The following is a 23,502-nucleotide window of genomic DNA, read 5'->3' as shown; positions in this document are numbered from 1 at the left end:
TCTCGTCCCGTTTTCGTGATGACTCCTCCTCTCCCCGCCTCGAGTGTCCGTTTCCTTCTCGATCGCAGCGGTCGCCGTCTCTGGGCGTTACTTCTTGCTGCCGTGTTCGCACTGTTCCTGAACGCCTGCTCCGACGAACCAACTCTCGAACCCACCCCCGATCGCGCTCCCACATCCCAAACAATCGATCCCAGCCTCACCTTTGAAAACGTCTCCCTCGAACAAGTCAACGACGACGGGGTGGTACTGTGGGAAGTCAAAGCCGATCGCGTCACCTACAGCAACGACCGTCAAATCGGCCGTCTGGAAAACCCCAGCGGTAAACTCTATCGCGACGGCGAACTCGTTTACGAAGTCGAAGCCGCCTACGGCGAAATTCAACAAGAAGGACAACAGGTTTTTCTGCGCGACAACGTCGTCATTATCGACAAACAAAACGGAACTGTGGCGCGAGGGGACGAAATGGACTGGGCGCCTGACGACGATCGCCTCGTCGTGCGCGGAAACGTCAGCGCCACCCACGAACGAGCGGACATCACCGCCGCCGAAGCCGTCTTTCTCAGCGACCCGCAACATATCGAACTCATCGGAAGCATCGTCGCCAATTTCAAAGAGCCGCCGTTACAAATCAGCAGCGAACGGCTGTTGTGGCAAATGCCCGAACAACTCGTCCTCGGGGAAGTTCCCGTGCAAGTGGCTCGCTACGAAGACGAAGAAATTACCGATCGCGCCACCTCCGAAAGCCTTCGTGTCGATTTAGAAACCCAAATCGCCACCCTGCAACAAAACGCCCGCATCGCCGTCGTGGAACCGCCCCTCGATATCGTCAGTAACGAGTTGAACTGGGATCTCGAAGGGGAAATGATGTCCTCGGACGTTCCCATTCGCGTCGTTCACCGAGACAACCAAGTCACCCTCAGCGGAAATCGCGGCTGGATGAACTTCGTCGAGGAAACCTTTTATCTCAAAGACGGAATCGAAGCCTTGGGACAAGCTAACGAAGCGCAAATGACGGCGAACAGCCTCACTTGGTTCGTGGATTCTCAGCGGTTTGAAGCGGAGGGAAACGTGGTGTACCGTCAAGTCGATCCGCCGTTCCATCTCCGGGGACCTCGCGCAGAAGGGAAACTCGAAGATCGTACCTTCGTTGTCAGCGGCGGCGATGTCGTCACAGAAATTCTTACGGACGATTTGGGAGATGTGCCGTAGGGTGCGTGACGCAGCCAGAAAATGCTGTCGAAGTCAGGTTAATGTTGTTCCCGCGTCACGCACTGCCCCCAACCGGGAAGTGATGAGGTGATGGGATGATGAGTCGGTGCGCCTCTTTCAGGGAAGAGTTAAAAGTCTAGAGTGAAGAGTTAAAGAGGAATTCCCACTCTACACTCTGCCCTCTGCACTCTAAACTGATAAACACGCAACCTTGTATATTGGCGGTGTACATTGGCGGTGCGTGACAGAGCGATCGGTCTCGCGTTCGACGCCCTATTGTTCGAGTCACGCAACCTTGTATGTTGGCGGTGTACATTGGCGGTGCGTGACAGAGCGATCGGTCTCAGGATTTACACCCTATTTTTCGAGTCACGCACCCTACGAGGGCGTTACTGTGCCAGTTGGGGGGGGTCGGGTTCCGGGGCGAAATGGTAACTGGCGTGAGCGCCGTTGGGATAGAGAAACGTACAAACCACTGAGACTTCCGGGTTGTAGCGAACTATCATGTCCTGCAAACCCACGTCTTTCCAATCGGACAGCATACTGTCTAGGCGACTCATGGGACGATATTGTAACTGCCAGTCTTCGAGTTCTGTGGAGTTGTTGTCCAACTGGCGCAGGATGACGACAGTTCCCTTTTCGCCCGTTTCTGAGTAGCCGCGATAGGCACAGGCACCGATGTCCGGAGCGTTGGCTTCGATGACGGCAAATTGCTGTTCTTTAGTTTCGAGGGCTTCGGGCATGGTGGCAGCTACAGATCGAACCTTTAGTTGAACTTCACGATTATACGTCGATCGCGTCGTCGGCCGGAGATAACTGTGCTGGGGGCGCTTGCCAGGGAAGGCTGACGAGATCGGTTAAGTCGGTGTTGCGACGGCGATCGAGTTCGTCGATGTGGCGTTTTTCGGCGTACAGTTGCTCTTGGTACGATCGCGCCGTTTCGGGGTCTTCGCGAGGATCGGTGACTTCCCACAACTGTAAAATTTGACGATAGCGTTTTTGGCAAATCGTTCGCTCGATCGCCGAAGCAGCAGCCCGCACCGCTAAGGGCGCTCTAGAGATGTCGATTTCTTGCAACTCGTCAGCTTGAAACAGCGGTATGACTTGCTGTAACCGTCCTGACGCCTCGGTTTCCCATTCTTGCAGTTTGCCCAAAATGCTGGCGGCGTCGTCTCTGGGAGTCAGTTGCAGTTCGCTCAAACTCTGCCACAGCCAGCGGTGGTGAGACAAACTAAAGTAAATGTCCTGTTCTTCGAGTTCGCCAACGGCGCTAATCACGATCGCTCGGGCTTCGCAATCGTGGAGGTACACGCGCAACAATAGCGATTCCGCCCGTTCGAGCAAGCTGCGATCGCTATCGAAAACAGGAACGGGAATGTCTTCATCGTGAGATTCGACTTCCAGGGAGGTTTCCCAGTCTCCCTCGTTTCCAACCTCGCCGCTAACATCCCGTTTAACATCCCGTTTGACGGTTCGTCGCAACCGCGCGATGAGGTTTTCTTCCAGCAGAGGAACCCGCCGAGAATCCCCTTGACTGAGTTTTTGGGCGCAGGCGTTGACGTAATAAGTGCGGGTGGTGCTGTTTTGAATTTGACTGAGGAGTTTCACCAACTCCCGCACGATATTTTGATAGACATCCGCCTGAGACAAGTCTCGTTCGGCAACGATTTCCTCGATTTGCCAGTCGATCCACAGCGGCGTCGCCTCGAGGAGTTCTCGATACGCCTCGGGGGAGGCGCTTTGTAAGAATTCGTCGGCGTCTTTCCCATCGGGGAGGTTCAACACCCGCAACTGCACCATCCCCCGATAGGCTAAGTCTGCCACTTCGCCTATCGCCCGTTGTGCGGCGCGGGTTCCGGCGGCGTCGGCGTCGAAGTTTAAGATGACTTGTTTCGATTCGGTGTAGCGCAGCAGTTGTTTGACTTGTCCCTGACTCAGAGCGGTTCCCAAGGCGGCGACAGCTTCGCAGATTCCGGCGGCGTGGAGGGCGATAACGTCGAAATAGCCTTCCACCACCACGGCGCGATCGCCTTTGGCAATGGCTTGACGGGCTTTATCTAAGCCGAACAGGGTATGTCCTTTGTCGAAGAGTTCGGTTTCTGGAGAGTTGAGATATTTCGGCTGTTCGTCGCCGAGGGTGCGTCCGCCGAACCCGATAACTCGTCCGCGATCGTCGCAGATGGGGATGGTGATGCGATCGCGGAAGCGATCGTAATAGCCCCCGCCCTTTTTCCTCGGGAGAATCAACCCCGCCGCTTCGACTAACTCTGCCGGATAGCCTTTTTGTTTGACGAGGTAGCCGTAGAGGGTTTCCCAGCCTTTGGGGGCATAGCCGAGTTGAAACTGTTGGAGGGTGGCGTCGCTGAGACGGCGCTGCTGTTGTAGGTAGTTTAAGGCGGCTTCTCCCTGGGGTTGGCGCAGGGCGTGTTCGTAGAAGCTACAGGCGATCGCTAAAATCTCGTAAAGCTGTTCCCGCCGCGACAGTTGCTTTTGAAAGTCCCGCTGTTCCCGCTCGTCGAGGGTGCGTACCGGAACTTGATACCGTTGGGCTAAGTTCAACACCACATCGGCAAACGATCGCTGTCCGATTTCCATGAGAAAGGAAATGGCGTTTCCCCCTTTCCCGCATCCGAAACAGTAAAAGAGTTGCTTGCTCGGACTGATGGTAAAACTCGGGGTTTTCTCTTCGTGGAAGGGACACAAACCCGCGAAGTCTTTGCCCTGTTTTCGGAGAACGACGTGTTCGGACACCACGTCGTAAATATCCATTCGTTGTTTGACCGCCTCGATGGTGTCGGGGTGCAAACGAGTCATAGCTTTCTCAGTCGCTGACAATGCAAACTTTTTATAATATCTCGATTGATATTCGCCGAAAAAAATTTGATAAATTTCGTTACTTGAATCGAGCGTTGTTTTCGTCGAACGTCAAGTTTGTATAACAGTTTTACAACTGATTTGCAATCGAGCGATCGAGAAAAACAAACAACAAGACCCGCCCCGCAAGGAGCGAGTCTCAAAAGACTGTATTAGAAACAAAACGTTTCCCTAACGGTCTAAAAGCGCGGTTTAGTAGCGAGCCGCGCGACGTTCGGAGCCGTTGAACCCATTACGAGGACGGCGTTCGCGCGGTTTAGCTTTATTGACCCGCAGTTGTCGTCCCATCCATTCTGCACCGTTTAGCGCTTCAATGGCCGACTCTTCTTCCTCATCAGAAGACATTTCAACAAACCCAAAACCGCGAGACCTTCCCGTTTCGCGATCGACTGGAATTTGCGTTCGTTTGACTGTTCCGTAGTCAGAAAAGATGGCGCTGAGATCTTCTTGCGTGGCGTCGTAGGACAGATTTCCAATATAAATTGACATGGAGCAACTCCAGGAACCGAAAAGACGAAAAGACAAAGGCTCGCGGAGATTGCACGACCGGAAAAACTAAGCACCAGAATCAATCTTACCGCCGAACAGATGTCTTGCCACACTCTAGCACAGGTCGTTGAGATCTGGGCTATTCGTTTAATCTTTCTTTGAACGAATATTAGAGAAACCCGCGATCGCCCCAAAGACGGGCAAATTCAAATCCATGTAATAGAATAGCGAAGACAAGTCTTCGTCGTGTTTTTGCGCGTCTTTCAACATCTCGTCGAATTTAGGTTTTGAGTCGATGCACAGCTCTCCCGCTACCCCTGAAGCCTTTCGTCCGTCTCCCCCGTCTTCAACACTGTCGCGGAAACCCCAAAGCGCGAGCGATCGCACTGACTCTCAGCTGACGGTCGCGCTCGTCTCGGGGGCTGCAACGCTGGGAGTGCTGGCGTTGGTGGCGGGGGCTTACGCCTTGACCCGTCCCTGCGTCGTGGGGTCGTGCGATCGCCTCGATCGCGCGGAGACCCTCTCCCGTAACGCCCTTTCTCTCTTAGAAGTCGAACCCACGACCGACTCGTTCGTGCGAGCGCGTCAGGAACTCGAGTTAGCCCTGACAGAACTCGAACCGATTCCCCCTTGGTCGCTCCATAACGGTAAAACGCGCCAGCTCGAAGACCGACTGCAAGCGCGATCTCAAGAACTAACCTCCCTCAACCCCGCCCTTAATTTGGCGATGAGGGCTGCCGAAATGAGTCAAAATCCGCCCCATTCCCTGAGCGAGTGGCGGCAGATGGAACGGTTGTGGGAACAGGCGATCGCCCAGCTCGAAGCGGTTCCCCCAGACAATCCCGCCCACGGTTTCGCCCAAGCCAAAGCCGAAGAATACCAGAACAACCTGGACGCCGTGCGTCGGCGAGCCATCCTCGAACGACGGGGAGAAGAACAGTTAGCGGCCGCGCGATCGGCGGCGGAAGTGGCGCGATCGCGTCAGAATAGCGCTCGAGATCTCGCCGGATGGCAGCAAGTTTACGCCACCTGGCGCACGGCAATTCGTGCCTTAATGCGAGTTCCCAAAGGGACGACTTCCGCCGATACCGCCCGCGACCTCGTTCGCAATTACGGGCCGCAGCTTAACACCGCCCAACAGCGACAAACTCAAGAACAGATCGCGAAAAACCTCTACGATCGCGCGTTGGCGTTAGCCGACGAAGCCAAAACCGCTCAGGAACGCCAAGAATGGGAACGCGCCGTGGTGAAATGGCAGCAAGCCATCGGCTACACGCAACAAATCCCCAGTCAAACCGCCTACGCCGATCGGATTCCGCCGTTAGTGCGCGGCTACACTAACGCTCTGGTACAGGCGATCGCCGCCCAACAGCTTAACGAGACCATCGATCGCGCCAAACGGGATTTAGCGCGAGTCTGTGGCGGAACCCCCAAAATGTGCCAGTACCAAGTCAGCGGCGATCGCATCGTCGTCAAACTACTCCCCGATTACGTCGAACGGGTTCGCCAACTCGATCTCGAAGCGGCGCGTCAGAACAACGCCGAAGCCCAAGCCCAACTCAACGAACATATCCAACGGGCGATCGACAGTTTAGAACTCATCAGCCTCAACGCGGGCATTCCTTTAAACGTCCTCAACCCCGAAGGAGAGGAAATTGGGGCGTTCGTTCCCGGATCCTAGGGAGCGCGGTTCACTGTAAAACGAGAGGTAGTGCTGCACTCTAATGATGCTGAACAGTCACAATCCTTGCGTGGCAAGGATTCAAAAACCAAAGTAGCATTACTCCTCATTACTACCGCTTCTCGGACACGGACAGAGTATCGCCCCATCACCCGATGCTACGGCAATTCTACGGAAGTGGGTTTGGCGATATGGGGCAAGCCCCAACCGAGCTTTTCGCGGAGAACGCGGAAAAATTCTGGCGCGCGCAACCGTATAAAACGAGCGTTGTAGGGCGATTTCTGTAACACGACGCGATCGTCGGGGAGAACGTAACATCCCGCGTTACCGTCAACCACCATCATCATACGCTCGCGGGTCGCGGGAAACACCTGCACCGTCTCCGTATCGGAGAAAATCAACGCCCGCGATGCCAGAGAATGGGGACAAATCGGCACCAGCTGCATCACCCGTACGTCCGGCGTAATCACCGGACCGCCAGCGGAAAGGGCGTAAGCGGTCGAACCGGTCGGCGTCGAAATAATAATACCATCAGCGGCAATATCGACCGGAGCGTGTCGTCCCACTGCCACCTCGAAATGACACATACTGGTCAGCGGTTCGCGATGCAATACCATTTCGTTGAGACAGAGGGCTTCCCAGATCGTCGTTTCGTCGCGAATCACGCGAACCGCGATGGTGGTTCGTTCTTCGATTTGGCACTTTCCTCGCATCACCATCTCGACGGCTGGGTAGAGTTGGCTGATATAAGTTTCCGTGAGGAATCCCATGTGACCGGTGTTGACCGTCAGTAACGGCAACTCGATCGGTGCCACTTGACGGAACGCCGAGAGAACCGTTCCATCGCCGCCGAGGACAACGCCAAAATCCAAGTCGCGATCGAATCCCGGCGGAACCAAGCCGTCAACGGGTGTATGACAGACGGGACTTTCGGGCTTTGAGTGACCCAAAATCCCCCCCATTCCCGTCGCCGTTCTCACTTCCGAATTCTGGGCTTCGAGTTTCTCTTTCAGCTCGATCGAAATCCGACAGGCAGCGGGCTTGCAATCGTTGTAGATAATGCCAACTTTCGGCACGCTCTAAGTCCACCTATATGCTTTACACTCACCTTTAACTTTTAAGTTTCGCATTTTTCGCGACTTACTTGGAAGACTTAAAAGGCGATCGCTGACGTTTCTTGCGCGCTTTCTCCTGTTCTTGCTCGTATTCGATCTCTTTGAGCTTCTTGAGAATGCGGCTGTGATACTCCCGCATATACTCTTCTAACGTCGTCATCTCGTTAGGATCGATGCCGAAAACCGGATACACCGGGGTCATGTCCGCTGTCAGCGAGGTTCCCGAGGCCAACACCTCCGCGAAGGCGAGGCGATCGGCGACGTTCCATCCCCATTGGAAAAAGCGAGCAGCTTTACGAACGGCTCGCAGCAAACCGAGGGGAGTGCGGGTGATTTTCGCCGTACGTCCCGATAACCGCTCGCACAGTGCCACGATTTCTTCAGCACTCCAGGCGCGAGTTCCCACCACGGGAAAGGTTTGGTTTTCAGTTTCGGGGACGGACAAGGCGCGTACTGCAAATTTCGCCACGTCTTGGGTGTTGGCATAGGCAACGGGGGCGGTGTTGCCCGTAATCCAAACGGTCTGATTGTCTAAAATCGGGATGGCATACTGACCGATCAATCCCTGCATGAAACCGCACAGTTGCAAGACCGTATAGTTGAGTCCCGACTCAGCCAAAAACAGTTCCGTACACCGCTTGATCTCCATCAGCGGCACTTGAGGATAGTTGCGGTTGTCGAGAATCGAACAAAAGACAAACCGTTCGACCCCCGCTTCTTTGGCCGCTTGGATGAGTGCGACTTTACCGTCCCAATCCACTTGGCGAATGCTGAGAGAATCGGTTACGCGGGCGGTGGCGGCGTCGATAACGTGAGTGACCCCTTCTAGGGCGGGGGGAAGCGTACTCGGATCGCACAAATCGCCTCGGACGAGTTCGGCTCCCCATTTTCGGAGAAACGAAGCGCGGTTAAACCCTCTGACCAAGCATCGCACTTGATAGCCCTCATCTAGCGCTTGGCGGGCGATTTGTCTTCCTAACGTGCCTGTTGCACCGACGATTAATAAGCTCATGGAGTTCTCGGTAACGACGGTCGATCCTCTCAGTACCTTGAGAAATGGAATAATGAGAAATGGAACGGTTCAGCCCCGGCTCGCCCGGTTCGATAGACCAGGCTGTCCGAACACACGAGCCGACGTCTTGAGACAAGGCGACGAAACTCGTGACGGATGGCGATGGCAAAATCTGTAGCTTGGGTCAAATGTTAACATATATTAACGGGGTTTCCGTAAAATTCTCATTTTTCTCCCTGGGCGTTTCCTGTCGATCGCAAAAAACCTACGATCGCCCGACGGTTCGACAGCGACCTGCCCCCTTGCAGCGCACGTTCTCTTCTCCGAAGTCATGACTCACATCAATTCTCCCGAACCTCAATCCCAGCCTAAATCTCGATCTCAGCCTTCGGAGGTTCCCAACTGTAGCGTCCGACATCCCGTCGATCTCGACAACGTGCGCGCCCGCAAATCGGCGACGCTCGAGGTCGATAAAGCCCAACGTATGGCTGAATTCTTTAGTTGTTTAGGAGATCCGAACCGCCTCCGTATTTTGTCGGTGTTAGCGTTGGGAGACCAATGCGTATGCGATCTCGCGGCTGTGGTGAATATGAGCGAGTCGGCAGTTTCTCACCAATTACGCACGTTACGGGCCCATCGCATTGTCGGATACCGCAGACAAGGGCGCAATGTTTTTTACTATCTCAAAGACCACCACGTTCTCAATTTGTATCGCGACGTGGCCGAACATCTCGACGAACCCGACGAGGGTTAGAGGCGATCGCCTTCGGCTGAGGGAAGTCGAACTCGAGCCGTGCTTCCCCCAACTCGTCAGCATTTAGGCTTCTTCTTCGCCACCTTCGATCTTAAGGAGCAAGAAGCCCAGAGCCAGCCCCAGCAGAATCAGGGTAGACGATAAAATCGCTGCGTTGAAAATCTCTCCGCTCATCGTTTTTTAACTCGCTGTAACAAATCTCATAGTTAGTATAAAGCGGCAGGGAGCGATCTTACAGTCACCAGTCGCCAGTCACCAGCAGTCGTAGGGTGCGTGACCTAAAAACAAGAAAAGTATCCGGTCTTACCGGCCAACTCGTCACGCACCGACTCCATAGGGTATTCCTTGTCTCCCCCTCTCCCCTTCTCCCCTTCTCCCCCTCTCTTCCCTTCTCCCCAAAATGAATCTACCGCGTCTTGCCATCACCCTCGGCGATCCGGCTGGAATCGGCCCGGAAATCGTACTCAAAGCGATCGCTCGCGAATTCCCATCCTGTGACATCACGGTTTTCGGGAATCGATCGCTCTTGCAAAAAACTTACGCTCGATTGCGGGACGGGGACGACCCCCTCGCCGACCCCGAGACCTTCGAGATCGTCGATATCGATACAGATACCGTAACGCCCGGTGTGGGAACGCCAGCCACGGGAGACGCCAGTTTTGCTTATCTCAGCGAAGCGATCGCCGCCACAGTCGCCGGACACTTCGATGCGATCGTCACGGCTCCCATCGCCAAATCTCTCTGGCACGCCGCCGGTCACTGCTACCCCGGCCAAACGGAACGCCTCGCTGAAGGGGCAGGGAGCGATCGCTTCGGCATGATGTTCGCCGCCAAATCTCCCCACACGGGATGGATGCTGCGGACGCTCCTGGCGACGACTCACATTCCGCTGAAATCGGTACCGGAGGCACTCACCCCGGAACTCCTCACGCGCAAACTGGACTTGCTAGTGGAATCGTTACAACGGGATTTCGGGATCGACGCACCTCACATCGCCGTTTCCGGTCTCAACCCCCACAGCGGCGAAGCAGGAAAACTCGGTCTCGAAGAAGTCGAACGGTTGCAACCTTGGCTCGAAGCGGAACGCCGCCGCCGTCCGACCGTCAAGTTACGAGGGCTGGTGCCGCCAGATACCCTATGGGTGAATCCCGGTCGCGCCTGGTTCGAGGATGCCAATGCTAACGCTGCCGATGGCTATTTAGCCTTATATCACGATCAGGGGTTGATTCCCGTCAAACTCATGGCGTTCGATTTGGCGGTCAACACCACGATCGGGTTGCCGTTCGTCCGCACGTCCCCCGATCACGGAACGGCGTTCGATATTGCTGGACAAGGGATTGCCCGTGCCACGAGTACGGTGGCGGCGATCGAACTGGCGATCGAACTGGCGTCGCACCGAACCGACGGCATCTCAAGTCACTGAATCGATAGAAATCGAACGAATCCCATGCCAGCGAGTCACAAACCCCCCCAGCGTCACCGAGATAACACGCAAACGGTTCGACAACTGCGTCGCCTGAGTCACCTCCTCGACAACGCGATTGCCATTCCCGGAACGCCCTATCGTTTCGGTCTCGATCCGATAATTGGTATGGTTCCCGGCGGTGGCGACGTGGTGGGGGCGCTGCTGTCGGCATATATTATCCTGCAATCGGCGCGGCTGGGGCTGCCGAAAGCGAGTTTGGGGCGAATGTTCGTCAACGTCCTGTTAGAAATGTTGTTGGGAGTGGTTCCCGTGTTGGGAGACCTGTTCGATTTTGCATGGAAAGCCAACGCCAAGAACGTCGAACTGTTGGAGTCTCACGTGCGCGCGCCTCGAGAGAGTTCGACGGCTGACGTGCGCTTTGCGGTATTTCTCGGCTTGGTGTTGGTGGTCGTGGCGGTGTTGTTAATTGTCGCCAGCGTGTCGGTGTTGTGGGAACTGTTGCAATTGCTGGGTCGGGGGTTCGGGTGAACGACGATCGCCTGGTTTCGCTCGAGTGGGGGGTTTGTGCGATCGCAGACCTCGAACCGTATAACATGGGAGCGATCGCACCCATCGAAACGGCATTTCAACTGTGTGTGAAATTGCGCTGACATAGTCGGTAACGGCTGCGATCGACGTTTGATATTTCCGAAAGACGATGAATTTCGAGAGCGCAACTGTGTCGTAAAAAATTGTTTTGAAGCTTGCGATCGCTTTTTTTATTGTTTTAAAGCCATGAAGAATTTCGACATTGTAACGTCTGTTTTGAGTTTTGTCTTTACAACGGCTTGGGGGATTTGGACGTGGAGACAACAATATAATCGGGAACAACAGCAAAAACGGGATAAAATTGCTGCCCTTTACATCAATCCATTTTTAGTGGCTTGCGACCAGTTACAAAGTCGGATTTATAACATTCTAGAACGACAAGGTATAGAATACTTACGAGAGCGCTATCCTGACGGTCAATATGCTGAAGAAACCCTTTATCTCATCGCACATTTTTTCGGTTGGGAACATTACATTTTTCGCTACGGACCTTATACCCGAGATCCAAACGTCATTGCTTGTACAAACCGAATTCGATCGGCTTTCGCTCGCGATATGCGCGATACGACTCTCGATCCGTTCTGTTTTCGACGTCAAGAACAAATCGATTTAGGAAAATTGGTCGTTCGGAAAAGGCTCAGCGATGTTGAATTGGAAAATATTGCACTTGAAAGTATTTCACTTTACGATTTTATCGAAATCTTAAATCAGCCATTTTGCAAAGATATTTTGTCCGTTCAAACAACTTTAAAAGCTCTACGAGATGCTCGAACATCTAGCGATTTAGGAAGTCATCAACGTCTTGTTGAAATTCAAGAAAACTTAGTAAATCTTCTCAATTATTTAGAAAAGAAAGAAGGATTTAGCCTATTTGAAAAAGATCGAAAAATCGCAACATCGATCGTTAAATGACATGGCAATAGCCTCGTTGCAGTAAAGTAGCAAAAGGAAATAAGGGAGTTCGATGGTGTAATTTCTGTCGGTGAGAGGAATTGGCGCGATCGCTTAGGGTTCGATGGGCGGTTTTAGCGATCGCGCATCTTAAAAACACTTAACACGCAAGGCTTCGCTTTAGAAAGCGAGGATGACTATACTGAAAACAGAGGCAAAAAACGGATCGATTCAAGTCGTTTATTTCGGCATTTTTCGACCGAGATCCGAAAAATTGCGGTGTTTGCTATCTTAAAAAAAAGTAAAATTTCCGTTGTTTTTGAGAGTCGTCCGTTACTTTGTCGCTCCAAACGAAACGACAATCGAGTATTCAACCTCCATCCAACACTCGTAAATCGTAACTCGTAGATTGTAAACACTATTCAGACCCATGTATTACGATGTCGTCGTCGTTGGTGGCGGCGTAATCGGTTGTGCGATCGCTCGCGAACTCAGCCGATATCGCATCGCCACCGCCCTTATCGACAAAGAAAGCGAAGTCGGATTCGGAACCAGTAAAGCCAACAGCGGCATTATCCACGGCGGACACCACAGTTCTCCAAACACCCTCAAGGGAAAACTGGAATGGGAGGGAAACCAACTGTGGGACGACCTCTGCGACGAACTGGGATTCGGCTTCAAACGCATCGGCGAACTGACCGTCGCCCTGAATTCCGACCAACTGCCAACTCTAGACAAACTGCAACGCCAAGGAGAAGCAAAAGGCGTTCCGGGGTTAGAACGCTGGGATCGCGATCGCATCCAAGCCGAAGAACCCCACATCACAGAAGAGGCGATCGCCGCCCTCTTCGCCCCCACCACCGGCGTGATCAACCCCTACGAAGCTTGTTTCGGTTTGGCCGAAAACGCCGTGGCCAACGGTGTCGCCCTCTATACCGACAGCCCCGTCACCGACTTGTCCTTCGACGGCGAAACCTGGACGATACAAACTCCCGACGCCACCCTACACAGCCGCTTCGTCCTCAACTGCGCCGGACTCTACGCCGACAAACTCGCAGAAATGGCCGGAGTTCGCAGCTTCAGCATCCGACCGCGCAAAGGCGAAGAATACCTTCTCGACAAACGCTTACAAGGCTTCGTCAAACGGGTCGTTTTCCCCTGTCCCACCCCCGTTTCCAAAGGAACCCTAGTCATTCCCACCTTCGACGGAACCTTGATGGTGGGGCCGACGGCGGAAATGATAGACGACAAAGAAGATTTGACCACCACCGCCGAGGGAGGACAGAAAGTCTTCGATTTCGTCACGCGCATGGTTCCCGGAATTAGCCCCCGCGACTGCATCGCCGAATTCGCCGGATTGCGGGCGGTCGCCGACGGCGAAGACTTTATTATCGGGCCGACGGCCAAAAAAGGCTTTATTAACGTCGCCGGAATTCAATCGCCGGGACTCACCGCCGCCCCCGCCATCGCCACGATGTTAGCGGACATTCTCAAAGACGAAGGGTTATCGATGGAGGAAAAAGAAGATTTCGTCCCCTCCGTCCCCAAACCGATCCACTTCGCCAGCTTGTCCACGGACGAACAAATCGCCCTAGCCGAAAAAGACCCCAGTTACGGCCGCATCGTCTGTCGTTGCGAGTTCGTCAGCGAAGGAGAAATTCTCGACGCCATTCGCCGAGGGGCTAAAACCCTCGACGGAATTAAGTTTAGAACTCGCGCCGGAATGGGTCGCTGTCAAGGAGGATTTTGCACCGGGCGCTGTATGGAACTGCTGTCGCGAGAACTCGAAATTCCCCTGACAGAGATTACCAAACGGGGCGGCGAGACTTGGGTGGTGCGATCACGCAAAGAGGAGGTGGCCTCATGCTAACAGCCAACGTCGATCGCTTGCGATCGGATTACGATGTCGTCGTCGTCGGCGGCGGTCCGGCGGGAATGGGGGCGGCTTTGGCCGCCAAGGAAGCCGGGGCGGAAAAGGTGTTGATGGTCGATCGCGAAAAAGAAGCCGGAGGGATCTTGTTGCAGTGCATTCACCCCGGTTTCGGACTGCACCATTTCAAAGAAGAACTGACCGGCCCCGAATACGCCCAACGCTATCTCGAACAGGTTCTCGAAACCGATATCGACCTCGCCACCGACAGTTACGTTCTCGACATCGACAAAAACAACCGCGTCAAGCTAATGTCCGGTCGTCATGGCGTGCGGGAGATCGAGACCAAAGCGGCCGTATTGGCCATGGGGGCGCGAGAACGGACGCGAGGGGCGATTCGCACCCCCGGAAAACGAGTCTCGGGCGTTCTCACCGCCGGACTCGCCCAAAAATTCGTCAACCTCATGGGCGTTCTCCCTGGAAATCGCGCCGTCATTCTCGGATCGGGAGACATCGGTTTAATTATGGCGCGGCGGTTGACCCTCGAAGGCGTCGAAGTCGTGGGAGTTTACGAAATTATGCCCCACGCCAACGGCTTAAATCGAAATATCGTCCAATGTCTGCACGATTTCGAGATTCCCTTGCATTTGTCCACCACGGTCGTCGATATCCACGGACAAGATCGCCTCGAAGCCGTGACAGTCGCCCCCGTAGACGGCTTTACCCCCGATCTCAGCCGCAGCCAAACCATTCCCTGCGATACCTTGTTACTGTCGATCGGCTTAATTCCCGACAACGAACTCGCCCGTCAGTTAAACTTGCGCTTCGACCCAGTGACGCGCGGACCGCTGGTCAGCAGTACTATGGAAACCTCGAAAAACGGCGTCTTCGCCTGTGGAAACACCGTCCATATCCACGATTTAGTCGATTTCGTCAGTCAAGAATCGGAACTGGCCGGACACAACGCGGGATTGTACGTCACGGGTCAACAACCGCCGCCGGACAACGTGCGTTTAGTTCCGGGGGAAAACGTCGGATACTGCGTTCCGCAAACCATTTCGACCGATCGCGACCACACGATTTATATGCGTGTCCGAAAACCGATGGAAAACTGCGTGTTGCGTCTCGGCGACGTTTACGAGAAGAAAATCCGGTACGTCTTTCCAGCGGAAATGGTCAACGTCAAAGTCCGTCCGAAGTTTTTGCAGAACTTCCACGGCGACAATTTGCGCCTGGATGTCGTTCCGCAAGAGGGATGAGACTTTATCAGTGAAGAGGGAAGAGTGAAGAGTGAAGACAGTTAACACAAAACAATTTCTCCCCCTCTCCCCCTCTCCCCTTCTCCCCCTCTCCCCTTCTCCCCTTCTCGGTCACAATTGAGGACGAACCATGAATGCAACTGTAGCAGAACACCAAGACCGCGAAATTAGTCGTTATCTCTGCATCGGCTGTCCGATGGGATGTCGGTTAGAAGTCGAAGAAGCCGACGGCGATATTGTCGAAGTGCGCGGGTTTAGCTGTCGGCGAGGAGAAGCCTACGCCAAGCAAGAACATATTGCGCCGCAGCGGATGGTGACGACGACCGTTCGGGTCGAAAACGGTCTTTGGGCGAGGCTTCCGGTGAAAACCACCGACGCGATTCCGAAAGAATTAATGTGGGATTTGTGTGAGAAACTGCACGAGTTGACCCTGAAAGCCCCCGTCAAAATGGGTGAAGTGGTTTTACAAGATGCGTTGGGAACTGGCGTTGACGTGGTGTCCTCGCGAGATATGCCCTATCGCGAAAGTTAGGGGTCGTAGCCTTGTTTGATGTCTTGCGTTGACGCTCGCTTTACCGGAGTTGCTACCATAAAACCAGACGGAACTTGCACGTCGATCCCTTATGTTGGGAGTCTCCTGAGATTACGGTGTAATTTGTTATGAATAATACGAAATCGAACCGGGGCGCATCCCCCCTTAGCCCCCCAACGCAGCGGGGGGTTGGGGGGATGGTTTTGACCGGGTATAAAATCCGCTTATCACCTCAAACTCCGAAGACCCTATGTTAGGTAGACATCGCTATCCCTTTTAAGGGAGTTTGCGTTTCGAGGCGATCGTGCGAGACACCAAAGAACGCCGCCTGGTGGGGAATTGTCCTCACTTTCAATCTTTCTCCTCAAGCGGGAGGAGGACGCTTTAGAAAAATGGGAAAACAGCGCGATCGCACTCTGATTTCATCAATTGGGGTTTAAAGATGGGTGCATCTCAATGGATGTAAAAATATGGGTCTGGGGTAGTAGCTAAATCAAAGGATCGAGCTTATCTGCGATCGATTTACATTTTTAAGATGCGCTCTCTATCTCGATTATCGTCAATATTTCATCGTGTCAGTTCGATTCGTCAAACTGTCTCGTTTTAGCAGAGATTTACCGATAATGGAACAGTTTTTACTGCTGTTTGGTTTTTTGATTTTTCTCTGGTCGTTTTTATCTCCCCAAAAACCGAAAGGATTATCTGGAGATGACCGATCGATGTTAGAAGCGTTCCTAGAACGACCGGACGAGGTATTGAGTAATTACGAAAAATCTCAAAAACTCTTAAAGATAGCTCAAAGATGTTCGCGAAAAGAAATAACTGAATTCTACAATAAGTTACGATATAAAACAGGAAGATGGAAAGATGAATTTGGCGAAGTTAAAATTGCACCGTTATTTGAAGATATCGCTTATCTATATTACCAAAAACAACACAAAGAAGCCGACAAAGCACAAATAACGCAGCGAATACGAGAAGATTTTAAGTTTTTATGTCGCTCTCGCTAAGCGTATAATAGCAACACAGAACTCGAAGGCTTTGGCAAAGCGAGGGTTCTGTATCGCACCAAACTGCGATAGGCTCGTACATCAGATCGAAAATCTGACGGTCAACGAAATCTCATGACACAACTTTACTTAATCCGCCACGGTATCGCAGCCGATCGCGCCGAATACAGCAACGACGAAGAACGCCCTTTGACCGAGATCGGTAAGAAAAAAACGAAAAAAGTGGCAAGCCGCCTCAAAGCGTTCGATTTGAAATTCGATCTCTTGCTGTCGAGTCCCTTAGTGCGGGCCCGACAAACCGCCGACATCCTGAAAGACACGGGGTTGTGCGACGACGTGGAAATCTTCGATCCGCTGGTTCCCGAAGGTGCGATTCAAGAGTGGATGGCGTGGTGGGATACCTGGAAAGCAGAAAAGGGAAACCGAGGTGCGATCGCCCTGGTGGGACACCAACCGGATTTAGGAAATTGGGCAGAAATTCTCGTCTGGGGAGATGCGGAGGAAAGACTGATCGTCAAGAAGGCGGGCGTCATCGGTATCGAGTTACCCGAAAGCGGTTCTCCCGTCGGACGCAGTCTTCTATTTTGGCTTGCTCCCCCGCGCTTCTTACTGTAGGCTGTTATCTTTTTTGGGTGTCGATCGCTTGCTTGGCGTAAGCCAAGGCGGCCTCGAGGGACGGTTGACCTTCAGCAGTGGCGAACCCGTTGGTTTTGAGTTCGTTACCGTAGGGATCGATGACCGTCACCCACCACCACGATCGACTGTACCGAGGTACGATGAGATGCCCTTTATACACTTGAGAGTGTATTTGGGATCGATCGTCTTGGTATTGAGAAGTCGTGCGTGTCATAGTCCTTGCGTATCTCCATTGAGAGGACAATGGACGATACACCCTCCTACTTTGTCATTATGTCGTGTTTGGGGGGCGATCGACTCGATCCTTATTCGGACTTGCCACTCGGAAATCCGGTCGAGACAATAGGAACGCTATTTTTTTAAAGTTTTAGTAAAGCCCGGTTCGATCGTACAAATTGGCTAACAGTTTAGGAACAAAAATGTCACAGGTGTCGTGGAGAGAACGGTTAAACGTTTCTAAATGGGCGATTCGTCACGGATGGCTGACGATCGCTATTTGGGCGATCGTGGCGGTAGCGGGGTTGTTCGCCTATCGATCGCTCAAATACGCCCTGTTTCCCGATATTACGTTCCCCGTCGTCGTCGTCAACGCCTCCGCCGATATCGACACCGCCCTCGAAACAGAATCCCTTCTCACCGAACCCATCGAAGCCCAGATACAGTCGGTGACGGGACTCGACGATGTCAAATCCACCACCTATGCAGGGCGAACGGTGGTGAACTTGCTATTCGACGTGGGAACGGATTTAGAGTCGTCCACCGCAGAAGTCGAGGACAGTCTCGCCACGTTACAACTTCCCGACTCCGCCGAATACGACGCGATCCCCTTCAACCTCAACGAATCGGCGGCGATAAGTTACGCCTTGCGTAGCGACAGTCTCGAGATTTCCGAGTTAGCCGAAACCGCACGATCGCAACTGCTTCTAGAACTCGAGGCGATCGAAGGGGTGTTGCGGGTCGACTTACTCGGCGATGCGGTGGTATCTCAACCCAACGACGCCGAAACCGCTGAAAATATCGAGAGTTTCGATCCCAATCCTCCCACCTTAACGCGATTCAACGGAGAACCCGCCCTCGCCCTCCAAATTATCAAACGGGGCGACGCCAATACCTTAGATGTGGTGAGTCGCGTCGAGAACGCCGTCGCCGACTGGGACAGCCAATTTCCCGAGATTCAATTCGACTTAGCCGCCACCCAAGCCGACTACATTCGCGAAGCCACCCAATCTACCATCGATGCGTTGTGGTTGGCGATCGCCTTGGCGGTGGTGGTGATTTTCGGCTTTCTCCGCAACGTCCCCGCCACCCTAATTACCGCCTTGGCGATTCCCATTTCCTTACTGGGAACCTTCATCGTCATGGCGATATACGACTTTAATTTAGAGACGATTACCCTGTTGGCGTTGGCGTTGACGATCGGGATTATCGTAGACGACGCGATCGTGGAAGTGGAAAATATCGCCCGTCACCTCGAAGAAGGGAAAACCCCTCGCGAAGCAGCGATCGCCGCCACCAACGAAATCGGCTTGACCGTCTCGGCCTCTACCTTAACCATCGTGGCGGTATTTCTCCCGGTGGCGTTCATGGGAGGGACGATCGGACAGTTTTTCAAACCCTTCGGTTTGACGGTAGCAGCGGCGGTTCTCACCTCGCTGTTGGTGGCGAGAACCCTTTCCCCCGTGTTGGCGGTGTATTGGTTGAAAGCCAAAAACCGAACGACGCCATCTCAAGCGAAAAAAGAGATTCCCCCTGGGGCGATCGAGATTTTGTACCGTCGTATTTTACAGTGGTCGTTACGAAACCGCCTGTTGACGCTGGCGATCGCCGTCGTGACCTTCGCCGCTGGCGTGGCGTTAGTTCCCCTAATTCCCAAAGGCTTTATTCCCCAACTCGATCGCGGCGAGTTCAACATCCTCTACACTGCCCCGTTACCGGAAATTCCACAACCGCAAACAGACGCCGACGGGATTCCCGAAGATCTCGAGAGAGGGGGAGAAGAGGAGAGGGGGAGAGGGGGAGAAATCGACTTCGATCCTCGGTTGTTCGTTCTCGAAAACGCCGCCGACGTGGCCGCCGAATTGGAACCCGTGGTGTTAGACGTGGCGGATGTCGAATCGGTGTATTCGATCGTCGGCTATCGTGGCGAACCAAACCGAGGAAAACTCTACGTTCGACTCGCAGGCGATCGCACCACCGACACCGCCACTCTCCAAGCACAACTGCGAGAAGACTTACCACAACTCGAGGGAGTGAAACTCAGTGTCGAAGACATCCAATTCGTGGAAATCGGCGACACCAAACCCTTACAAATTGCCCTGTTCGGGGAAAATGTAGAGAGTCTCGATCGAGCCGCCCGAGATATCGCCGAAGAAATGGAGGCGTTACCGGGGCTTGCAGATGTGGAGGTTATCGGCGGAAACGAAAACGGAGACATCGAGGTGATTACCCGTCAGGGAGGACAGCGGGTCGCCTATATCGAAGCCAACCTCAGCGGGGGTCAGGCGTTGGGAGACGCCACCGATCGAGTTGTCGCGATCGCCCAAACCGTCATCCCCGACGACGTGCGGTTGGATTTAGGCGGAGACGCCGAACGCAGTAACGAAGTCTTTCGTAGTTTCGGGGGAACTCTGGCGTTATCCGTCGCCTGTATGTTGGCGTTGCTGGTGTTACCCTTCGGACGCCTGTTAGAACCGCTGGTGGTGGGGTTATCGCTTCCCCTGGCGATGGTGGGGGCGTTGTTGGCGTTGCTGGTGACGCAAAGCGACTTCGGCATTATTTCCCTACTGGGGTTAATTTTTCTGCTGGGATTGCTGGATAAAAACGCCCTGTTGCTGTTGGATTACGCGAACCAGTTACGGAAAGCCGGGAAAAACCGCATTCAAGCCATTTTAGAAACGGGCGTCGTGCGGTTGCGTCCGATTTTAATGACGACGGCATCGACGATCTTGGGAATGATGCCCATCGCCATCGGTTTGGGGGCGGGGGCGGAGTTGCGACAACCGATGGCGGTGGCGATTATCGGCGGATTGCTGACCTCGACGCTGTTGAGTGCGATCGTGGTTCCGGTGTTGTACGTGGTGTTAGAAGACCTGTGGAAGTGGTTGACATCCCCACCGCCCTAGAAAGACGGTGATTCCCCGTCAGTATCGCCCTATCAAAGCGGAACCATATCGGAATACTCCGTCAACAGATCCTCGGCGGTCAAACTGTCCGTTTCCGCTTGAGGCGTCCACAGTAGCTCGAACACCAGCAGATAGTCCGGCGTCACGGCGGCGATTTTCTGCATCGCCTGTTCGAGATCTTCAGCCGAATTGACCCCTTCAAACAGCGGCTTGTCGTCTTCTGTTCCGACTAACATCGTCACCACGATATATTCAGCCGGTTCGACTCCTTCGTCGAGGTCGGCCGCTCGTTCTCGGACGCGACCGCCGACATTGGAAAAGGTTTCGGCGCTAAACTTACTGCGTTCGGCGATCGACTCTCGGCCGAATGCCTGTTCGGCCGCTTCCCGACTCTTGAAGGTTTCGGAACTCGCCCGAGCGTGCGTCCAATATTCGGGTTGACGTAGCAGGGCGATCGCACACTCTTGTAAGTATTGGGCTAATCCCTCGCGGGAGTCGAGGTCGGCATCGCGGCTCAGATCGGTCAACTCGGACTGAACGGTTCGCGCTTCCGCCAGCAGTGCCACTTGGAGTTTTGTGACAGTCACGATATCGTTCTCCAACTCCCGAGCGACCCCGGCCGCCGTGCGATCGCTCGCGTTGCGATCTTGGCGAGACATCAGCCACCAAACGAGGAAGATAACGCCCCCGAGAACCAACAGCAGCAATAAGAACTTCACCCAGGAATTCCCCGAAGACCGGCGAGTTTGACTTCGGATCGCTGCGTCTGAGTCCGTTTGGCGATCGACTGTAGGGGTGGTAACGGATTCGGTGTTGGCGTTAGCCGGTTCGGCCCGTCCCGCACTCGGCGCGTTGGGAACGACGGGGGTGTAGTAATTGCGCGAGGGCTGTTCGACTTCGACTTCTAACTCGTAGTTATTACGCTGGTAAGTCGGAGAAGTGCGATCGGGAACGCCCGTAGGAGCCGGTCTCGGCGTCGAAGTCGGCGTCGATCGCGGGACGGCGTTCGGTGTGGAGGTAGGAGCGGGGGTCGGCGTGCGCTGGAACGACCCGCCCCGAACGCGACCACCCGTCCGGCCGCTATTACTTGAAGATGGTGTCGGAGTGCTGCGCGGCTGGGATGTTGGAGTACTGCGCGGCTGAGGTGTTGGAGTGCTGCGCGGCTGAGGGGTGCGCGATCGCGTACTGCTACCGCTGCTGCTACCGCTCGAGGACGGCGAGGAACTGCGAGAACGGGAGGGAGACGATCGACTCGGACGGGAGAACGACCCGCCGCGACTGCGACCGCCGCTACTCCGTTTAGCTTCGGCTGTTTCGACGCCGAATTGGGGTATTGGGTGTCTTTCTCTAACATCGATCGTCGTCTGGTTGACGAACCAGACCGCTAGCAGACTGGCGAGGAAAAGATTAAACTTACGCATGGTTGTGTTGGGTCGAGCATCAAAGCATGGCAACCCGTTGACATCCTCTCCCTGCATACCCGGAACGGGTTGCTGGGAGATTCCTTGGGTCGCCCCAAAGATTTCCTGCTTCACAGCCAGCCAACTAGAATCAGTGACCCGATCCCCCGTCGCCTCGACTCCACAGGCATTTTCGATTTGCCGTTGCCCACGGCTACAGATGACTTGTCCACTGGCCACATCACGGGGCTTTGTTGACCCGCAGTTGTGGCAGTGATGGATTCGAGTTGAGAGGTCTTTACGAACCTCTGCCCCACAATCGGGACATTCCTGAGAAGTGCCACGAGCATCCACCTTGCCGTAATACACATCGCGCTTCCAGCACACCCAGGGAAGGATCTGATTCACAAATTGACCCAGCCCAGCATCTAGAGTGTGTTTGCCCAACATTCCCTTGGCCATAATGCGGAAGTCGAGATCTTCGACAAAAATCATCCCTGCACCGTCGCAGAGGTGATGAGCCAGCTTGAAATGCCAGTCTTTTCGCGTATCGGCAATCCGTTGATGGACTCTGGCAATTTTCTTCTGGAGTTTCAGCCAGTTAGCTGACCCCTTCTGCTTTTTCTTAAGCCTGCGTTGCAGCAATTTCAGCTTGCGGTGCAGATTGTTAAAGAAGCGAGGTCGCTTGACCTGTTCCCCATCAGAAGTTGAAAGAAAGTACTCCAGACCCACATCAATCCCTACCGGATGTCCGTGAGGGGCTACAGCAGGAATATCGACGTCAGCCTGAAGGCTAAGCATGACAAAGTACCCGGATGCCTTACGCACAATTCGAGCTTGCTTAACCTGAAATAAATCAGGAATTTTCCGCGACCACCGAACCCGAACCCATCCCAGTTGCGGCAGCTTTATACCCTCATCAGACACACAGTTTTTGAGCATCTGGGGGAAGACCAACGACCGCATTCGATTCGGCTTTTTGAATCGTGGAAGACCCGAACGTTTTAACCGCCACGACTCCCAAGAAGTCTCAAGTTTTCTAAGGACTTGCTGAAGAACCTGAGCGTTGACCGTCTTGAGCTGAGAAAATTCAGTCTTGGCAGCGGTCAAACGCTTAGCCTGAACGTGGTAGTTCGGGAAGGGTGCATCTGCTGGCAAGATAAATTCCTGCCGAATCGAGCACGCATTCACGGGTGACTTGCGAGAATTTAGCCAGTCTTTACGTTCCCGCAGAGCAAAATTCCAGACATTGCGGCACACATCAAGAATGTGTTCGATCTCTGAAACCTGCTCCGCCGTTGGCTCTAGCTTAAATTCCCATGTCATGTTTAGCATATCTAAACTGTAGCAAATCTTTTGTAGGTTACTCCCCTCGGTCGTGCTTCGCAGTACTCCAGCCAAGCTTTCAGCTATGGCTGGAGTACTGCGAAGAATCTGGATAGCAATTTGAAGATGGCGGCGTTGTCCGAACGACGATTACAAGTCGATGGCGAACTCCCGAACAGTACCCTTGGCGATCGCGCGGTGGAATCTTCTACAAGCCGTTCTCGGAGCGATCGATCGTTGAAATTCAGCCTTACGAATGCCTCGATCTCTCGTAGCCGTCTGTTTCTTCCAGGTTAGCATCGCTCAAT

General features: G+C 53.9%; 21 protein-coding genes and 2 pseudogenes. 14 read left to right on the top strand and 9 right to left on the bottom strand.

Going from position 1 to position 23,502, the window contains the following annotated elements; translation table 11 throughout:
- Positions 1 to 18 precede the first annotated feature (18 nt).
- Positions 19 to 1,209 (top strand): LPS export ABC transporter periplasmic protein LptC, encoded by a 1,191-nt coding sequence (gene lptC, locus GEI7105_RS29750; RefSeq protein WP_017660113.1) that lies wholly within the window; start codon positions 19 to 21, stop codon positions 1,207 to 1,209.
- Positions 1,210 to 1,598: 389 nt separating this feature from the next.
- On the opposite strand, the gene GEI7105_RS0108825 is transcribed toward lptC, so the two are convergent.
- The 3 genes from GEI7105_RS0108825 to rbp form a co-directional block, all read right to left on the bottom strand.
- Positions 1,599 to 1,952 carry a hypothetical protein gene (locus GEI7105_RS0108825; RefSeq protein ID WP_017660112.1) on the bottom strand — a complete coding sequence of 118 codons (354 nt, stop codon included), beginning with the start codon at positions 1,950 to 1,952 and terminating at the stop codon, positions 1,599 to 1,601.
- Between the two features lie 40 nt (positions 1,953 to 1,992).
- Complete coding sequence (dnaG, locus tag GEI7105_RS0108820; RefSeq protein WP_035492870.1) at positions 1,993 to 4,023, bottom strand: DNA primase; 2,031 nt, start codon at positions 4,021 to 4,023, stop codon at positions 1,993 to 1,995.
- Positions 4,024 to 4,275: 252 nt separating this feature from the next.
- On the bottom strand, positions 4,276 to 4,572 hold the full coding sequence (gene rbp, locus GEI7105_RS0108810) for an RNA-binding regulator (RefSeq protein WP_026097527.1): 297 nt from the start codon (positions 4,570 to 4,572) through the stop codon (positions 4,276 to 4,278).
- 295 nt (positions 4,573 to 4,867) lie between these two features.
- Between rbp and GEI7105_RS0108800 the strand changes: the two genes are divergently transcribed.
- Positions 4,868 to 6,253: a hypothetical protein gene (locus tag GEI7105_RS0108800; protein WP_144053728.1), complete on the top strand. Its 1,386-nt coding sequence runs from the start codon at positions 4,868 to 4,870 to the stop codon at positions 6,251 to 6,253.
- Between the two features lie 158 nt (positions 6,254 to 6,411).
- Here GEI7105_RS0108800 and GEI7105_RS0108795 read toward each other — a convergent pair whose 3' ends face one another.
- Together GEI7105_RS0108795 and GEI7105_RS0108790 are read right to left on the bottom strand one after the other, a co-directional pair.
- Entirely contained in the window at positions 6,412 to 7,329 is a 918-nt protein-coding gene (locus GEI7105_RS0108795; RefSeq protein ID WP_017660106.1) for an NAD(+) kinase, read from the bottom strand.
- 64 nt (positions 7,330 to 7,393) lie between these two features.
- Positions 7,394 to 8,380 carry an SDR family oxidoreductase gene (locus GEI7105_RS0108790; protein ID WP_017660105.1) on the bottom strand — a complete coding sequence of 329 codons (987 nt, stop codon included), beginning with the start codon at positions 8,378 to 8,380 and terminating at the stop codon, positions 7,394 to 7,396.
- Positions 8,381 to 8,711: 331 nt separating this feature from the next.
- Between GEI7105_RS0108790 and GEI7105_RS0108785 the strand changes: the two genes are divergently transcribed.
- On the top strand, positions 8,712 to 9,134 hold the full coding sequence (locus GEI7105_RS0108785; RefSeq protein ID WP_017660104.1) for an ArsR/SmtB family transcription factor: 423 nt from the start codon (positions 8,712 to 8,714) through the stop codon (positions 9,132 to 9,134).
- A gap of 63 nt (positions 9,135 to 9,197) precedes the next feature.
- Here GEI7105_RS0108785 and petM read toward each other — a convergent pair whose 3' ends face one another.
- A complete protein-coding gene (gene petM, locus GEI7105_RS0108780; protein ID WP_017660103.1) occupies positions 9,198 to 9,308 on the bottom strand; it encodes a cytochrome b6-f complex subunit PetM in 111 nt (36 codons plus the stop codon).
- A 226-nt stretch (positions 9,309 to 9,534) separates the two neighbouring features.
- Between petM and pdxA the strand changes: the two genes are divergently transcribed.
- The 9 genes from pdxA to sixA all read left to right on the top strand — a co-directional run bounded on the left by pdxA (position 9,535) and on the right by sixA (position 17,325).
- A complete protein-coding gene (gene pdxA / locus GEI7105_RS0108775) occupies positions 9,535 to 10,557 on the top strand; it encodes a 4-hydroxythreonine-4-phosphate dehydrogenase PdxA (RefSeq protein ID WP_017660102.1) in 1,023 nt (340 codons plus the stop codon).
- A 24-nt stretch (positions 10,558 to 10,581) separates the two neighbouring features.
- Positions 10,582 to 11,088 carry a DUF4112 domain-containing protein gene (locus GEI7105_RS0108770; protein ID WP_017660101.1) on the top strand — a complete coding sequence of 169 codons (507 nt, stop codon included), beginning with the start codon at positions 10,582 to 10,584 and terminating at the stop codon, positions 11,086 to 11,088.
- A complete protein-coding gene (locus GEI7105_RS40415; protein WP_017660100.1) occupies positions 11,085 to 11,210 on the top strand; it encodes a hypothetical protein in 126 nt (41 codons plus the stop codon). Before GEI7105_RS0108770 ends, GEI7105_RS40415 begins: the two co-directional genes overlap by 4 nt.
- Positions 11,211 to 11,334: 124 nt before the next feature.
- Positions 11,335 to 12,060: a hypothetical protein gene (locus tag GEI7105_RS29745; RefSeq protein ID WP_144053727.1), complete on the top strand. Its 726-nt coding sequence runs from the start codon at positions 11,335 to 11,337 to the stop codon at positions 12,058 to 12,060.
- Positions 12,061 to 12,469: 409 nt separating this feature from the next.
- Complete coding sequence (locus GEI7105_RS0108755) at positions 12,470 to 13,909, top strand: NAD(P)/FAD-dependent oxidoreductase (RefSeq protein WP_017660098.1); 1,440 nt, start codon at positions 12,470 to 12,472, stop codon at positions 13,907 to 13,909.
- Entirely contained in the window at positions 13,903 to 15,168 is a 1,266-nt protein-coding gene (locus GEI7105_RS0108750; RefSeq protein ID WP_017660097.1) for an NAD(P)/FAD-dependent oxidoreductase, read from the top strand. Before GEI7105_RS0108755 ends, GEI7105_RS0108750 begins: the two co-directional genes overlap by 7 nt.
- A gap of 130 nt (positions 15,169 to 15,298) precedes the next feature.
- On the top strand, positions 15,299 to 15,700 hold the full coding sequence (locus GEI7105_RS0108745) for a DUF1667 domain-containing protein (RefSeq protein WP_017660096.1): 402 nt from the start codon (positions 15,299 to 15,301) through the stop codon (positions 15,698 to 15,700).
- Positions 15,701 to 16,323: 623 nt separating this feature from the next.
- Positions 16,324 to 16,710, top strand: a complete 387-nt coding sequence (locus GEI7105_RS0108740; protein WP_017660095.1) for a hypothetical protein — start codon at positions 16,324 to 16,326, stop codon at positions 16,708 to 16,710.
- A gap of 114 nt (positions 16,711 to 16,824) precedes the next feature.
- Entirely contained in the window at positions 16,825 to 17,325 is a 501-nt protein-coding gene (gene sixA, locus GEI7105_RS0108735; RefSeq protein ID WP_017660094.1) for a phosphohistidine phosphatase SixA, read from the top strand.
- A gap of 4 nt (positions 17,326 to 17,329) precedes the next feature.
- On the opposite strand, the gene GEI7105_RS36985 is transcribed toward sixA, so the two are convergent.
- A complete protein-coding gene (locus GEI7105_RS36985; RefSeq protein WP_144053726.1) occupies positions 17,330 to 17,560 on the bottom strand; it encodes a hypothetical protein in 231 nt (76 codons plus the stop codon).
- A 205-nt stretch (positions 17,561 to 17,765) separates the two neighbouring features.
- Here GEI7105_RS36985 and GEI7105_RS0108725 point away from each other — a divergent pair, with 205 nt between their 5' ends.
- Complete coding sequence (locus GEI7105_RS0108725; protein WP_017660092.1) at positions 17,766 to 20,468, top strand: efflux RND transporter permease subunit; 2,703 nt, start codon at positions 17,766 to 17,768, stop codon at positions 20,466 to 20,468.
- Positions 20,469 to 20,500: 32 nt separating this feature from the next.
- Here the strand turns inward: GEI7105_RS0108725 and GEI7105_RS39780 are convergent.
- Positions 20,501 to 21,043, bottom strand: a pseudogene (locus GEI7105_RS39780) (DUF1517 domain-containing protein); the annotation flags it as partial.
- 882 nt (positions 21,044 to 21,925) lie between these two features.
- Positions 21,926 to 23,203, bottom strand: a pseudogene (locus GEI7105_RS39775) (RNA-guided endonuclease InsQ/TnpB family protein); the annotation flags it as partial.
- A gap of 126 nt (positions 23,204 to 23,329) precedes the next feature.
- Between GEI7105_RS39775 and GEI7105_RS38355 the strand changes: the two are divergent.
- On the top strand, positions 23,330 to 23,491 hold the full coding sequence (locus GEI7105_RS38355) for a hypothetical protein (RefSeq protein ID WP_158413185.1): 162 nt from the start codon (positions 23,330 to 23,332) through the stop codon (positions 23,489 to 23,491).
- Positions 23,492 to 23,502: the final 11 nt, after the last annotated feature.

The sequence above is a fragment of the Baaleninema simplex PCC 7105 genome (assembly GCF_000332355.1).
GTDB classification, from domain to species: domain Bacteria; phylum Cyanobacteriota; class Cyanobacteriia; order Cyanobacteriales; family Geitlerinemataceae; genus Baaleninema; species Baaleninema simplex.
The sequence above is the reverse complement of the archived record's forward strand: the minus strand, read 5'-3'. Positions and strand labels throughout refer to the sequence as shown.

Coding starts and splice junctions, on each gene's coding strand:
- lptC (WP_017660113.1), top strand. CDS start 19: ATGACTCCTCCTCTCCCCGCCTCGAGTGTCCGTTTCCTTCTCGATCGC.
- GEI7105_RS0108825 (WP_017660112.1), bottom strand. CDS start 1,952: ATGCCCGAAGCCCTCGAAACTAAAGAACAGCAATTTGCCGTCATCGAA.
- dnaG (WP_035492870.1), bottom strand. CDS start 4,023: ATGACTCGTTTGCACCCCGACACCATCGAGGCGGTCAAACAACGAATG.
- rbp (WP_026097527.1), bottom strand. CDS start 4,572: ATGTCAATTTATATTGGAAATCTGTCCTACGACGCCACGCAAGAAGAT.
- GEI7105_RS0108800 (WP_144053728.1), top strand. CDS start 4,868: ATGCACAGCTCTCCCGCTACCCCTGAAGCCTTTCGTCCGTCTCCCCCG.
- GEI7105_RS0108790 (WP_017660105.1), bottom strand. CDS start 8,380: ATGAGCTTATTAATCGTCGGTGCAACAGGCACGTTAGGAAGACAAATC.
- GEI7105_RS0108785 (WP_017660104.1), top strand. CDS start 8,712: ATGACTCACATCAATTCTCCCGAACCTCAATCCCAGCCTAAATCTCGA.
- petM (WP_017660103.1), bottom strand. CDS start 9,308: ATGAGCGGAGAGATTTTCAACGCAGCGATTTTATCGTCTACCCTGATT.
- pdxA (WP_017660102.1), top strand. CDS start 9,535: ATGAATCTACCGCGTCTTGCCATCACCCTCGGCGATCCGGCTGGAATC.
- GEI7105_RS0108770 (WP_017660101.1), top strand. CDS start 10,582: ATGCCAGCGAGTCACAAACCCCCCCAGCGTCACCGAGATAACACGCAA.
- GEI7105_RS29745 (WP_144053727.1), top strand. CDS start 11,335: ATGAAGAATTTCGACATTGTAACGTCTGTTTTGAGTTTTGTCTTTACA.
- GEI7105_RS0108755 (WP_017660098.1), top strand. CDS start 12,470: ATGTATTACGATGTCGTCGTCGTTGGTGGCGGCGTAATCGGTTGTGCG.
- GEI7105_RS0108750 (WP_017660097.1), top strand. CDS start 13,903: ATGCTAACAGCCAACGTCGATCGCTTGCGATCGGATTACGATGTCGTC.
- GEI7105_RS0108745 (WP_017660096.1), top strand. CDS start 15,299: ATGAATGCAACTGTAGCAGAACACCAAGACCGCGAAATTAGTCGTTAT.
- GEI7105_RS0108740 (WP_017660095.1), top strand. CDS start 16,324: ATGGAACAGTTTTTACTGCTGTTTGGTTTTTTGATTTTTCTCTGGTCG.
- sixA (WP_017660094.1), top strand. CDS start 16,825: ATGACACAACTTTACTTAATCCGCCACGGTATCGCAGCCGATCGCGCC.
- GEI7105_RS36985 (WP_144053726.1), bottom strand. CDS start 17,560: ATGACACGCACGACTTCTCAATACCAAGACGATCGATCCCAAATACAC.
- GEI7105_RS0108725 (WP_017660092.1), top strand. CDS start 17,766: ATGTCACAGGTGTCGTGGAGAGAACGGTTAAACGTTTCTAAATGGGCG.